Annotated in this window: 14 protein-coding genes; 8 read left to right on the top strand and 6 right to left on the bottom strand. The window is 49.2% G+C overall.

From position 1 onward, the window contains the following. Positions 1-53: 53 nt before the first annotated feature. The 8 genes from ACFQNF_RS20245 (at position 54) to ACFQNF_RS20210 (ending at position 7,414) form a co-directional block, all read left to right on the top strand. Positions 54-614, top strand: a complete 561-nt coding sequence (locus ACFQNF_RS20245) for an adenine phosphoribosyltransferase (protein WP_380190115.1) — start codon at positions 54-56, stop codon at positions 612-614. A 93-nt stretch (positions 615-707) separates the two neighbouring features. Further along, the gene (locus tag ACFQNF_RS20240) at positions 708-1,262 is read left to right on the top strand and encodes a hypoxanthine-guanine phosphoribosyltransferase (protein ID WP_380190113.1); all 555 of its coding nucleotides are present in this window, start codon (positions 708-710) and stop codon (positions 1,260-1,262) included. Between the two features lie 227 nt (positions 1,263-1,489). Next, the gene (locus ACFQNF_RS20235) at positions 1,490-3,166 is read left to right on the top strand and encodes a magnesium transporter CorA family protein (protein ID WP_380190111.1); all 1,677 of its coding nucleotides are present in this window, start codon (positions 1,490-1,492) and stop codon (positions 3,164-3,166) included. Positions 3,167-3,272: 106 nt separating this feature from the next. Continuing rightward, positions 3,273-4,520: a serine hydroxymethyltransferase gene (glyA, locus tag ACFQNF_RS20230; RefSeq protein ID WP_380190109.1), complete on the top strand. Its 1,248-nt coding sequence runs from the start codon at positions 3,273-3,275 to the stop codon at positions 4,518-4,520. Positions 4,521-4,788: 268 nt separating this feature from the next. Next, positions 4,789-5,241 (top strand): transcriptional regulator NrdR, encoded by a 453-nt coding sequence (gene nrdR / locus ACFQNF_RS20225; protein WP_046353013.1) that lies wholly within the window; start codon positions 4,789-4,791, stop codon positions 5,239-5,241. 174 nt (positions 5,242-5,415) lie between these two features. After that, the gene (ribD, locus tag ACFQNF_RS20220; protein WP_380190107.1) at positions 5,416-6,543 is read left to right on the top strand and encodes a bifunctional diaminohydroxyphosphoribosylaminopyrimidine deaminase/5-amino-6-(5-phosphoribosylamino)uracil reductase RibD; all 1,128 of its coding nucleotides are present in this window, start codon (positions 5,416-5,418) and stop codon (positions 6,541-6,543) included. After that, positions 6,518-6,706 (top strand): YfgJ family double zinc ribbon protein, encoded by a 189-nt coding sequence (locus tag ACFQNF_RS20215; RefSeq protein ID WP_380190105.1) that lies wholly within the window; start codon positions 6,518-6,520, stop codon positions 6,704-6,706. Before ribD ends, ACFQNF_RS20215 begins: the two co-directional genes overlap by 26 nt. Next, positions 6,707-7,414, top strand: coding sequence for a riboflavin synthase subunit alpha (locus ACFQNF_RS20210; RefSeq protein ID WP_380190103.1), 708 nt, complete (start codon positions 6,707-6,709; stop codon positions 7,412-7,414). Between the two features lie 303 nt (positions 7,415-7,717). On the opposite strand, the gene ACFQNF_RS20205 is transcribed toward ACFQNF_RS20210, so the two are convergent. The 6 genes from ACFQNF_RS20205 to fabG all read right to left on the bottom strand — a co-directional run bounded on the left by ACFQNF_RS20205 (position 7,718) and on the right by fabG (position 12,094). Further along, positions 7,718-8,059 (bottom strand): type II toxin-antitoxin system RelE/ParE family toxin, encoded by a 342-nt coding sequence (locus ACFQNF_RS20205; RefSeq protein WP_380190101.1) that lies wholly within the window; start codon positions 8,057-8,059, stop codon positions 7,718-7,720. Then, entirely contained in the window at positions 8,059-8,334 is a 276-nt protein-coding gene (locus ACFQNF_RS20200; protein ID WP_380190099.1) for a type II toxin-antitoxin system Phd/YefM family antitoxin, read from the bottom strand. Before ACFQNF_RS20200 ends, ACFQNF_RS20205 begins: the two co-directional genes overlap by 1 nt. Positions 8,335-8,773: 439 nt before the next feature. Beyond that, positions 8,774-9,340, bottom strand: a complete 567-nt coding sequence (locus ACFQNF_RS20195) for a hypothetical protein (protein WP_380190097.1) — start codon at positions 9,338-9,340, stop codon at positions 8,774-8,776. Between the two features lie 50 nt (positions 9,341-9,390). Next, positions 9,391-9,825 (bottom strand): excinuclease ATPase subunit, encoded by a 435-nt coding sequence (locus ACFQNF_RS20190; RefSeq protein WP_380190095.1) that lies wholly within the window; start codon positions 9,823-9,825, stop codon positions 9,391-9,393. Positions 9,826-10,139: 314 nt separating this feature from the next. After that, positions 10,140-11,366 (bottom strand): beta-ketoacyl-ACP synthase, encoded by a 1,227-nt coding sequence (locus ACFQNF_RS20185; protein WP_380190093.1) that lies wholly within the window; start codon positions 11,364-11,366, stop codon positions 10,140-10,142. Beyond that, entirely contained in the window at positions 11,363-12,094 is a 732-nt protein-coding gene (gene fabG / locus ACFQNF_RS20180) for a 3-oxoacyl-ACP reductase FabG (RefSeq protein ID WP_380190091.1), read from the bottom strand. The genes ACFQNF_RS20185 and fabG overlap by 4 nt, the downstream gene beginning before the upstream one ends. Positions 12,095-12,098: the final 4 nt, after the last annotated feature.

The following is a 12,098-nucleotide window of genomic DNA, read 5'->3' as shown; positions in this document are numbered from 1 at the left end:
CAGTATTCGTACAGCGCGTTAAATTTGCCGCTTTTGGCTAAGGGAAATATTCAATGAGCTTATTGCAAGCTGAGCCGCCTTACGCGGATTATATTCGGGATCGCATCCGTACGGTGCCTGATTGGCCGCAGGCAGGCGTGCAGTTCCGTGATATCACGCCTTTATTGCAAGATAAAAAAACCTTTCGTGTTTTGGTTGATATCTTTGTGCATCGCTATATGGATATGCATTTAGACATGGTGGCCGGTGTGGATGCGCGAGGTTTTATTCTCGGTGCGGTGGTGGCCTATGAATTAAACTTGGGCTTTGTGCCCGTGCGCAAAAAAGGCAAATTGCCCTTTTTAACAGTGGCAGAAGAATACGAGCTGGAATACGGCTCGGCCACGGTTGAGATTCATACCGATGCCTGTAAAAAAGGCGATCGTGTTTTGCTGATTGATGATTTGGTGGCAACAGGCGGTACCATGGTGGCAGCAGCTAAGCTGTTAAACCGCCTTGGTGCAACCATTGTTGAAGCGGCTGCTATTGTTGATTTGCCTGAATTGGGCGGATCAAAAATCGTACGTGAGCAGGGCATCTCTCTGTTTACTGTTTGCGATTACGCAGGCCATTAAAGATGTGTCGTGGCGGCGCTGTGTTTGTCATTTTAAATACAAACAGTGCCCGCCCGTTTTTGTTTGAATTATTTAAAGAAGAGGTACGCTATCGTGACCCTAGAACTCCCTGAAGCCCAAACCATTATTGATAATTCGGATTGCCTGCACAGCGAGACCGAAGTGCTGGCTGCGCTGGATCGTATGGCGGTGGCAATGACCGCTGATTTGCAATACGCCAATCCAATTGTTTACACCGTTATGAATGGTGGCTTGATTGTGTCAGGGCATTTATTGCCACGCTTACGCTTCCCTCTCGAAGTGTCTTATATGCATGCCACGCGTTATCGCAAAGAAACCAGCGGCGGCATGCTGGATTGGAAAGTAAAACCACAAGAAAGCATGAAAGGTCGCGTTGTGGTGATCGTGGACGATATTCTTGATGAGGGCCATACACTGGCAGCTATCTTGGAATATTGCCGTGAACAAGGCGCAAAAGAAGTACGCGTTGCTGTACTGGTGGATAAAAAACATGATCGTAAAGCGGTGGGTGTGGCTGCGGATTATGTGGGCCTGGAAGTAGAAGATCGCTTCTTATTTGGTTGTGGTATGGATTACCAAGGCTATTGGCGCAATACGCTGGCCATTTATGCGGTACAAGGCATGTAATATTGTGAGGTTGGTTGATTTTAAAAGCCCTTATTTACGCTGAGTAAATAAGGGCTTTTTTGCGGGCGCAATGTGCTGGTTTTGCATTGTTTAATTGCATCCGCTACGAGCTCTGTGGGGTATGCAGGTTATTTTGATTGTGCGGATAAATAAGTCTTTGCCTTTCGATGGCTTATTAATAGCGCGCTTTGATCTACTCTTACTTTATATAAGAAGGGGAGATCAAGATGGCTGATGCCGCTGAAACCATTGTTCGCCATTTTAGGCAGATTTTAATTTGGCCTTTGCAGCTGATGCCGCTCGCCCAGCCTGTGGGCAGTGGGGCGGTAATGGGGCGGCATTGGGAGCTGATGAATCAGTTGCTGGATGAGGATTCGCCTTGGCAGATGCGGCCTTCCGCGTTTGATATGGATCCTCAGGCATTTCAAGAGCGGCATTACCGCGAGTTTGTTACCTTTCTGCCCTATGTACAGCGGTTCTTATATGGTGAAGGAGCGGCAGAAGCGGGAAGCACGGCAAGCTATGGCGGCTCGCCACTGCATATATTCAGACGGCATGATATTTGTTCGGTGCGTATGCATTATAAGGATGGTACGCGGCAGGATTTTAAAGTGGCGCATATTGATCTGTATTTTTTTTACGATATTGATATCGTGATTCTGGCGTTTGAAATTCTTGCGGATAATGTGCCGCTCAGCCGGGTGCAGGATACTCTGTTCAGGTTTGGCCGCGCTTTCCCTGCGCAATGGGATGAAGATAAAACGGCGGCAAGCTGCTTGCAACAGGTGAAATGGCTGGATGCAAAAGGAGGCGTGATTGCCGCCTCGGATTACGACGATAAATCCAAGTTTTTATCGCATGTGGGTGAGTTTCGCGCTGCCCCTATGGCACAACATTGGGATGCTTTGTTGCGGCCTTTGGTATTACACCATTCAAACGAAATTGGCGAGCTGCGCTATCGGCAAATTGAATATCACCGCATGCCCCTGATGGCTTATCTGGCTTTTGACGATCCTTTTGATTTAAGTGATGAAGATTTCTACCGGTTGGGCATGGTGACGCGGCCTTCGCAGGGTGGTGATTTGCCCTATACCGCCAAAGTATTTCAGGATTTCGAAGCAAATTGCTGCTACGACCGCTTTTGGGTGCCGGAGCGTCGCCATGATTCATCCTCCACTCGCATGATGTGTGATGGTCATGCTTTTGTGCTGGTGGGCAAGCATGGACATGGTTTTTTTAGCGATCCGTTTACCGGAGCGTTGGGGCAATTCAGGCATCAGTATTTTTTACTGATGCTGATAGCGCATTTTCATAAAGCGGCATTACTCATGTTTTCTGACCGGCTGGCAGTGGCTTTGTCGCGTTTGCAAGTGGGGAATGCAGGCTCTGCCCGGCGTTTTAAGCGGGATATTCGCATTCTGCAAGAGGTATTTTTGCGTTTTACTCAGCGCTATTGGTTTAGCGAGATTTCTAATCAGGTGGTGGCTGATCAAATGTTTCATATTGCCCGTCGCCATCTGGGCACAGAAGCGTTGTTTGCAGAGGTACGCGAATCCATTCATAGCATGAGCCAGTACTTAGAAAACGATGATTTGCATCGGCAGGCCGATACGGTGGTGCGCCTGACTGTGGTGACGATTCTGGGCTTGGTGGGTACGACAGTGACTGGCTTTCTGGGGATGAATTTATTTGATCTTGCGGCAGAGCCGTCATGGCGCAGAATAGGGTACTTTTTCGCGACGTTTATTCCCATTGCCGCACTGACCTTTTATTCCTTGATGAAATCAAGAATGCTTTCAGAATTTTTAGACTTCATGTCAGATGACCGCATAGGGTTTGCTGATAAAATAAAAATTATTCATCGGCAGTGGTGTAAAAAAAAGCAAGCTAGGAATAATCTATGAGCGAGTATCATGATTAATAGCGAATTCCTCAATTGGAAAAACGCTTGTCCGTGTTAGAATCCTGCGCATTCCCTATTCCCAACCGACTTACGGAAGCGCCAACTCTATGTTCTCCAAGTCCGCCACTATCGCCCAATACGATCCTGATTTAGCCGCTGCCATTGCAGGTGAAGTTGTTCGCCAGCACGAGCATATCGAGCTGATCGCGTCAGAAAACTACACCAGCCCAGCGGTGATGGAAGCTCAAGGCTCGCAACTGACTAATAAATACGCCGAAGGTTATCCGGGTAAGCGTTTTTATGGTGGTTGTGAATTTGTTGATACGGTTGAGCAGTTGGCCATTGATCGCGTAAAAGCACTGTTTGGCGCAGAGTACGCCAATGTGCAGCCGCATTCTGGCTCGCAAGCCAACCAAGCCGTGTATTTCTCGATTCTAAAACCGGGCGATACCGTAATGGGTATGAACCTAGGTCACGGTGGTCACCTTACACACGGCTCACCAGCAAATCTTTCCGGTAAGCTCTTCAATATCGTGGCTTACGGCCTGAACGAAAACGAAGAAATCGATTACGATGATATGGAACGCGTAGCGCTTGAAACCAAGCCTAAGCTTCTGATCGGTGGTGCTTCAGCTTATGCTCTGCGTTTTGACTGGGCACGCATGCGTGAAATTGCCGACAAGGTGGGCGCTTACTTTATGGTCGACATGGCGCATTACGCCGGTTTGATCGCTGCGGGTGTTTATCCAAACCCAGTGCCACACGCTCACTTTGTAACATCGACTACGCATAAAACATTGCGCGGCCCGCGTGGTGGCTTGATTTTGGCTAAAGCTGAATTCGAAAAATCGATCAATTCGAATGTGTTTCCAACGCTGCAAGGCGGCCCTTTGATGCACGTGATCGCGGCTAAAGCCGTGGCATTTAAAGAAGCGGCAACACCAGAATTCAAAACATACCAAGAGCAAGTGCTGAAAAACGCACAAGCCATGGCAGCAACCTTGATCGAGCGTGGCCTGCGCGTGATTTCCGGTCGCTCCGAATCGCATATGTTCCTGGTTGATCTGCGCTCTAAAGGCCTGACTGGCAAAGTGGCGGATGCGGTATTGGGCCAGGCGCATATCACCGTTAACAAAAACGCCATTCCAAATGATCCAGAAAGCCCGTTTGTGACTTCCGGCATCCGTATCGGCTCCCCAGCCATCACGACCCGTGGTTTCAAAGAAGCAGAAGCCGTAATCGTGGCTAATCTGATTGCTGATGTGCTGGATAATCCGCATGACGAAGCAAACATTGCAGCCGTTGCGGTAAAAGTAAAAGAATTGACAGCGCGTTTCCCAGTTTACGGCGCTTAATTCGCTATAAAAAACCCAAGTCTTAAAACACGGAGTGAAAGAGGGCACGGAGTCACACGGAGAAAGTCAAAAAAGTGTTTGGCTTTCTTTGGCAAGATGCTTATCTGCGCCATTTTATGAGCTAGACCTTGTTTGATTTAAAGGTCAGTTTGAAAGCTAGGTATGAGCCTTGTGTAGGTTTTCTCTGTGAAACTCCGTGTTCTCTGTGTCCTCCGTGTTTTGAGATTTGGGTTTTGTTTATTTCTAGAATGTTCTTTGCGGGGTTGTGATGAAGTGCCCCTTCTGTGGTTCCCCTGATACGCTGGTTGCTGACTCGCGTGTATCTGATGAAGGCGATTTGGTTCGCCGTCGCCGTCGTTGTCCAATTTGTGATAAACGCTTTACCACGTTTGAAACGGCCGAAGTGCGCTTGCCGCAGGTGGTGAAACAAAATGGTCAGCGTGCTGAATTTGATCGGGAAAAAATCCGCACCAGCTTTGAGCGTGCTCTGCATAAACGGCCCGTGCCGACGCCCCTGGTGGACGAAGCCATCCTGCGCATTATCCAAAAAGCCTTATCTTTAGGCGACAGAGAAATCATGAGCCGTCAGATTGGCGAAATGGTGATGTCTGAACTCGCCAAGCTCGACAAAGTTGCCTACATCCGCTTCGCCTCCGTATACCGCTCCTTCCAAGACGTCGACGATTTCCGCGATGTGATTCGGGAAGTAAGTAAGGAGTAACGCTGTTTTCCATATCGAAATAAACCCAAATCTTGAACCACGGAGGACACAGAGAACACGGAGTTTCACGGAGAAAACCTTGCTTATGTTTTTCTCCGTGGCCCTCCGTGTTCTCCCTTTTCTCCGTGGTTTGAGATTTGGGTTTGTGGGTTTCATATTGTCACTGGTAAACCAATGAACGCGATCGATCATCAATATATGCAGCTGGCTTTGCGGCAGGCGGCTTTGGGGCAGGATAGTGCTACGCCTAATCCTTGCGTGGGTTGTGTGTTGGTGAAAGACGGGCAGGTGGTGGGTGCGGGCTTTAGCCAGCCTGCAGGTGGCGGTGTGGTGAAGGATGCTCCCGGTGCGCATGCTGAAGTAATGGCCTTGAGTGTTGCGGGCGATCTGGCACGCGGTGCTACGGCTTACGTGACGCTAGAGCCTTGCAGCCATCATGGCCGCACACCACCCTGCGCCGATGCTTTGGTGAAAGCCGGTGTAGTGCGCGTGGTTGCCGCGCTAACCGATCCTAATCCGCTGGTGGCAGGCCAGGGCTTGGCACGTTTGGCGGCTGCGGGTGTTGAAGTGGAATCGGGCGTTTTGCACGCTGCCGCACTTGAGCATCACAAAGGTTTTATTAGCCGCATGCTGCGATCCCGCCCCTGGCTGACGGTGAAAATGGGTGCAAGTCTGGATGGCCGTACCGGACTGGCTAATGGGCAATCACAGTGGATTACCGGCCCAGCGGCAAGGTCTGATGTACAAAAACTACGTGCCCGATCTTGCGCTATGCTGACCGGCATTGGCACGGTGCTGGCGGACGACCCGCAGCTAACCGTGCGTGAATTTGCGGTAGATAGACAGCCGCTACGTGTAGTCGTTGACAGCCAGCTGAGAACGCCTGTCAATGCAAAGTTATTTAATCAGGCGGGCGTATTGATTATTGGCGCTCAGGATGACGAGTCAAAGCGTCAGGCTTTAGAAGCAGCAGGGGCAGAAGTCATCATTTTGGCCGATGCTCAGGGCCGGGTTGATTTAGCTGCCTTACTGAATGAATTAGGCCGCCGAGGCTGCAATCAAGTCACGGTTGAGGCGGGTGGCGTTTTAGTTGGGGCGCTGTTTCAGTCGGGGCTGGTAGATGAAATGCTGCTTTATCAAGCGCCCGTGATGATTGGCGACACGGCAAAAGGCATCGCCACGCTTGATTTATCCGACCTAAACCACAAGCTACGAGCTAAGGTATTAGAGCGCCGCCTATTTGGAGACGATTTACGTCTTACACTGCGCTTTACCAATGCTGGAGAATTCTATGCCAAATGAAAGTTTGCAAACAGCTGTGCCGATTTGTCCAGATTGTAAGCGGCCTCTCGATGTGATCGCGGCCTGTGGCTCGATTAGTTATTTTTGTGATCACTGCAATTTACTCAAGTCTTCGAAGCGTGTGCGCGAAGCAAATCCAGAACTCTTTAAGGAAACTGAATAAATGTTTACGGGGATTGTGCAAGGCGTTGCTCAGATTGAAGCGATTGATGACAGGGAAGGCATCCGTACATTTCGCATCGCTTTTCCAGCTGGCTTTTGTAAAGATATTCAAATTGGTGCCAGCGTGGCGATTGATGGCGTTTGCCTAACCGTTACCGAGATTTTTGCTGAGGACAAAGCCAGTTTTGATGTGATGCTGCAAAGCTTACGCGTAACCTCCCTAGGGCAATTAAAAGTAGCTAGCCATGTCAATGCCGAGCGTGCCGCCAAAGATGGTGCCGAAATCGGTGGTCATCCGCTCTCCGGCCATGTGGATTTTACCGCCACGCTGTTAGATATTCGTAAAGATCAGGAAAACTGCTGCTTTAGAATTGGCGTGCCTAAAGAGGGGATGAAATACATCTTTGCGAAAGGTTATATCGCCTTAGATGGCGCAAGCTTGACGGTATCTGAAACCAATAAAGTAGATTGTTGGTTTGAAGTATGGCTGATCCCCGAAACCCGCCGCATGACTGTTTTTGAAGGCAAAGCCGTTGGCAGCGTCTTCAACATAGAAATCGAGCGCGCCACACAAGTTGTGGTCGACACCGTGCGCGATGCGCTAGAAGAAAAACTCGGTGCCCTGATGCCTGCACTAGAGGCGCTACTCGCCCAGCAGGGCGTGGATGTTTACGCGCTGGCTGAACCTGCGGCTTTAAAGAAACCTTAAGTGAAGATGGGCATGCTTTTATGCGTCACTATAGGTATCAAGTTAAGCTTTTGTCATGGAGCAAATAGATTTTTATAGGGTGTACAACGACGCAGTCGTTGCTACGACAGAGCGGTGCGCAAGAAAAACAACTTGCACACCCTATGAAAAGCAGCTTTTTTGCTATGTGTTTGTCTTAACTTGATGCGCATAGGGCATGCTTTTATGCATCACTAGATGCATCAAGTTAAGCCTTTATGCCTCACGGGGATGATTTACCTCAACGCTGCACTTTGAGTGCACTCTACAGATGCACTGCGCCCTTTAGGCTCCCAGCAGCCTTCTTGCCAACACAGCCTGCATGTCGCGACGTCCGTCCGCAATCAGATAAATAATGATCTGGTTGCCTGCAACACGGTAAATCAAGTGGTAAGGCTTGAAAAAAGCTTGGCGGTACTCTTTGATGCCGAGGCTAAGCAGTTCCTTCGGGTAGCTGCCGCGCTCAGGAAACTTTGAAAGGTTTTGTATGACTTCCAGCAACTCATCCAGCACACCATTGGCCTTGGCAACACTATCAAATTCAGAGATGTAATCATGAATGGCCTCTAAATCCTGCTCGGCGCCCTTGGTGAGTAGGGTTTCAAAGCGGACGGGTGCATCTGTCATCAGGTACTGGCTCGCTTGGCGCGCAGACGGGCCACAACATCGGCTACAGGTGTGATTTTGTTGGCAGCTACATCCTGATTACCCAGCGCTAGAATTTTCAGCAAGGCCAGTGTTTCTTGTGTCTCTTCAAACGAGGCCACGTCCTGCAAGACGGCCTTAGCCTCACCGTTCTGGGTGATGACTAGAGGCTGGCGTTGCTCCGCCAGATTCGCCAAAACTTCGGCCGCGTTGGCTTTAAGGTAACTGATAGGTTTAACTTGAGATGAATAGCGCATGGCCGTGCTCCTGACTTGATAGGGACTAAATGTAGTCTTTATATGGTCTTATGGCAAGGTGGCAGTGACGGAGTATTTAGCGTCCCTACTTGGCAAGCTAGAGTGATGAACCGTTATGGGGCGTTCTTTCGGGCAAACTAGAAGCACTACTCGCCCAGCAGAGTGTCGATGTTTACGTGCTGGCTGAGCCTGTTACTTTAAAGAAGCTTTAAACCTGTAGATGTAGATCTTTAAGTATGAATTTCTACATTTTCCCCCATGCGGCGCACTACGCTTCGCTTTGAGTGCGCCCTACGAATGTTTACAGTTTATGCCTGCGGCGTTAAAACTCCTTAAGCCTGTAGACACAGAGAAAACCCGAAAGTATTTTTTTGTGAGCTTTTGATTGGAATAGATGAGTCTCTTGGATTCATCTATTCTGCTGGTTGATATAAATAGATTAGCTGGGTTTTGCAGCTTCAATTGTTGCGGAATTATCTGCTGGCTCTTTATTCCCTTTTAAAGAAGCGTCATCTTTAATGTCGGCCTCTTCTTTAATCACGTAGCTTGAGTCTTTTATCCAATGAGCTAGATCTTTGCCGATTGCTATTGCGGTGCGATCAAGGATAGAGCAGGTGCCACGAAAACCACCCCAAAATCCACCAATAGACCAGCGATTTAATTTTGTTTGACGCTTAACCTTGCCGTTTTCTAAAAGCTCCGCGACCACTGTAATAGATTTAGGGCCGCTAAAACCACCTCCACCCACGCCTGTGACGCGTGCAATTCTCAGACGTAATACATCGCCATCTACTTTGCTAACATCTGCGGCAACGGTTCCTTCCCCTTGATTTAGTCGGGCCATACTGTTGCCAACCCGTTTAGTCAGTAGCTCTTCAATATTGCATTCTTCCTTTACCCGATTAATAACACTTGCATCAGGTAAATATAGAACAGGTGTTTCAAGGTAAGTGTTTGCCATTGCAGTGGTGGAACCAAGCATTAAAAGCATAATTGCTAATTTCATTACGTCTAACCTTAAATTAAATAAATTGTTCTTTCGGGTTAAAGCTAAAATTATTCAGCCACTTTGGCATAGCTACCTTTTAATGCCACGCCAATAACAAATCCACCTGCATGGCACTCAATGGTGCTATCACTTTTTGTTTCATTTTTCCGGTAATAGCTGACCAAATCGACCACAGCATTTGCGCCTTCTTTTTTTGCGGAATTTTGAAATGCGATTAAGGCAGAAAGTGCCGCCCATTTGCAGCCAAATTCATCACTCTTACCCACACTGTTGGTTTTTTGATTTGAAATATCTTCAGATAATTTTTGGGTGATTTTGGGTGTTTTTTGACCCGCTAAATAAAATTTAACCGATCCATCCAATTTACCTTGAGCCTCTGGCATCGCCAATACATCGGCCAATGGGATTTGCAATACGGTATCGCGTGCAAATGCAGAAGTGGATAAGAAACCAGCGATTAATAAAGTGGCAATTTTTTTCATTTTAATTCCTTGGTGTGCTTGCTTGATTGTAACAACTAGGTATACGAACAAAACCCAAATCTTGAGCCACAGAGAGCACGCAGAACACAGAGTTACACAGAGAAAACCAAGAAATAGTCTGCACTTTTGAGCCTTGAATATTTTTCAGAGAGCATCTGCTTTGGTTCAATCGCCCTGAATACACCTGGCAAGCTAAGCTGAAAAACAGAGTCATTCGGGATCTTGCTTAGTGCAATCTCTTTACGTTTTCTTAAAGCTTTTCTCTATGTGCTCCGTGTTCTCATTAATACTCTGTGTCTACAGAACTTTTAGACTTAAGCCCAACGCTTAAAAATCAGCGATGTATTGATTCCACCAAAAGCAAAGTTATTGCTCATGACGATATCGCATTCGATGGCTCGTCCTGTGCCGGTAATGTAGTCCAATGCGGCGCAGCGCTCGTCAGGCTCGGTCAGGTTGATGGTAGGGGCGAACCAGCCGCTGTTCATCATCTCGATGCTGATCCATGCCTCTAATGCCCCGCAAGCGCCAAGGGTGTGGCCCATATAGCTTTTGAGAGAGCTGATTGGCGTGTGTTCACCAAATACCTCATGAGTGGCTTTCGATTCGGCGATGTCGCCATGATCGGTAGCGGTGCCATGGGCATTGATATAGCCAATATCGCTAGGCTGCAGCGTTGCATCTGTAAGGCTTAGGCGAATGGCTTGGGCCATGGTGGCGGAGTTGGGGTGAGTCACATGCGTGCCATCGCTATTGCTGCCAAAGCCAACGATTTCTGCATAGATATGCGCGCCGCGTGCCAGTGCGTGTTCCAGCTCTTCCAGCACCAGCGTGCCAGCACCTTCGCCAATCACAAGGCCATCACGCTTTGTGTCAAAAGGGCGGGGCGTAGCGTCGGGGGTGGCGTTTTGTACGCTGGTGGCAAATAGGGTGTCGAAAACAGCCGCTTCGGTGGCATCCAGCTCTTCAGCACCACCGGCCAGCATGGCAATCTGCTTGCCGAATTTGATGGTTTCGTAGGCATAGCCTATGCCCTGACTGCTGGAGGTGCAGGCGCTAGAGGTGGTGATAATGCGGCCAGTAATGCCAAAAAATACACCGATATTTACCGCCGCCGTGTGCGACATCATTTTGATATAGGTGGTGGCATTAATGCCTTCGGTGGATTTTTCTGCCATCATGCGGCCAAAGTCACCAATTGCTTTGGGCGTGCCGGCAGATGAGCCATAAGAAATACCCATCTGGCCACTTTTGATCAGCGGATCATTGAGTAGACCCGCATCGATCAGCGCTAATTCGCTGGCACGAGTCGCCATTAGCGCCACACGCCCCATGCTGCGGGTGCTTTTGCGGTTGTAATGCGCGGGCAGCTCAAAGGGCGCGGCAGGTGCGCCAAGCTGGGTGTTAAGCCCTTCAAAAACTTGCCATTCGGGCATCACTTGAATGGCGTTTTTACCTGCTTTAAGTGCGGCTTCTACAGTTTTCCAATCGTGGCCAAGCGGGCTGATCGCCCCGATGCCGGTAATGACAACGCGCTTCATCCTATTAAGCCTCCATTGACTGAAATCACCTGACGCGTGATATAGGCGGCATCTTCCGACATTAAAAAGCTAACGGCTGCGGCCACTTCCTCAGGCTTACCCATACGCTTGGCCGGGATGATTTTTAGGGCTTCTTCTAAGACGCGCTCGTCTACCATTTCGGTGTCAATCAAGCCGGGTGCTACGCAGTTAACGGTGATGGCTCGGCTGGCTAATTCCACGGCCAGCGCCTTGGTCGCACCAATAATCCCAGCTTTAGCCGCGCTGTAATTAACTTGGCCCCGGTTGCCGACCAGGCCGGAAACAGAAGATAAGGTGACGATGCGGCCGGGTTTTCGCTGCCGCACCATGGGCATGGTAAGTGGATGCAGCACATTGTAAAAACTATCCAGATTGGTATGAATCACCGCATCCCAGTCTTCCGCAGGCATGGCGGGGAAGGCGTTATCTATTGCGATACCCGCATTGCAAACCACGCCGTAGTAGCAGCCATGGGCTTCGATATCGGCGAGTAGGACTTCTGCGGTTTGGGCACGATCGGTCACATCAAATTGCAATACGCGGCTGCTTTGGCCCAGAGCGATGATCTCGGCGGCAAGTTCCGCTGCGGCATCCATGCGGCTCTTACAATGCAGCACGATATCAAAGCCATCTTTGGCAAGCCGCCTAGCAATAGCGCGCCCTATGCCCCGGCTGGAGCCTGTGACCAGAATTGTTTTATGACTCATTACT

Source organism: Iodobacter arcticus (assembly GCF_042664895.1).
GTDB classification, from domain to species: domain Bacteria; phylum Pseudomonadota; class Gammaproteobacteria; order Burkholderiales; family Chitinibacteraceae; genus Iodobacter; species Iodobacter arcticus.
Note: the sequence above shows the minus strand (reverse complement) of the source record. Positions and strands in the feature narration are given on the sequence as shown.

Coding starts and splice junctions, on each gene's coding strand:
- nrdR (WP_046353013.1), top strand. CDS start 4,789: ATGAAGTGCCCCTTCTGTGGTTCCCCTGATACGCTGGTTGCTGACTCG.
- ribD (WP_380190107.1), top strand. CDS start 5,416: ATGAACGCGATCGATCATCAATATATGCAGCTGGCTTTGCGGCAGGCG.
- ACFQNF_RS20185 (WP_380190093.1), bottom strand. CDS start 11,366: ATGAAGCGCGTTGTCATTACCGGCATCGGGGCGATCAGCCCGCTTGGC.
- fabG (WP_380190091.1), bottom strand. CDS start 12,094: ATGAGTCATAAAACAATTCTGGTCACAGGCTCCAGCCGGGGCATAGGG.
- ACFQNF_RS20195 (WP_380190097.1), bottom strand. CDS start 9,340: ATGAAATTAGCAATTATGCTTTTAATGCTTGGTTCCACCACTGCAATG.
- ACFQNF_RS20205 (WP_380190101.1), bottom strand. CDS start 8,059: ATGACAGATGCACCCGTCCGCTTTGAAACCCTACTCACCAAGGGCGCC.
- ACFQNF_RS20235 (WP_380190111.1), top strand. CDS start 1,490: ATGGCTGATGCCGCTGAAACCATTGTTCGCCATTTTAGGCAGATTTTA.
- ACFQNF_RS20190 (WP_380190095.1), bottom strand. CDS start 9,825: ATGAAAAAAATTGCCACTTTATTAATCGCTGGTTTCTTATCCACTTCT.
- ACFQNF_RS20245 (WP_380190115.1), top strand. CDS start 54: ATGAGCTTATTGCAAGCTGAGCCGCCTTACGCGGATTATATTCGGGAT.
- ACFQNF_RS20215 (WP_380190105.1), top strand. CDS start 6,518: ATGCTGGAGAATTCTATGCCAAATGAAAGTTTGCAAACAGCTGTGCCG.
- ACFQNF_RS20200 (WP_380190099.1), bottom strand. CDS start 8,334: ATGCGCTATTCATCTCAAGTTAAACCTATCAGTTACCTTAAAGCCAAC.
- ACFQNF_RS20210 (WP_380190103.1), top strand. CDS start 6,707: ATGTTTACGGGGATTGTGCAAGGCGTTGCTCAGATTGAAGCGATTGAT.
- glyA (WP_380190109.1), top strand. CDS start 3,273: ATGTTCTCCAAGTCCGCCACTATCGCCCAATACGATCCTGATTTAGCC.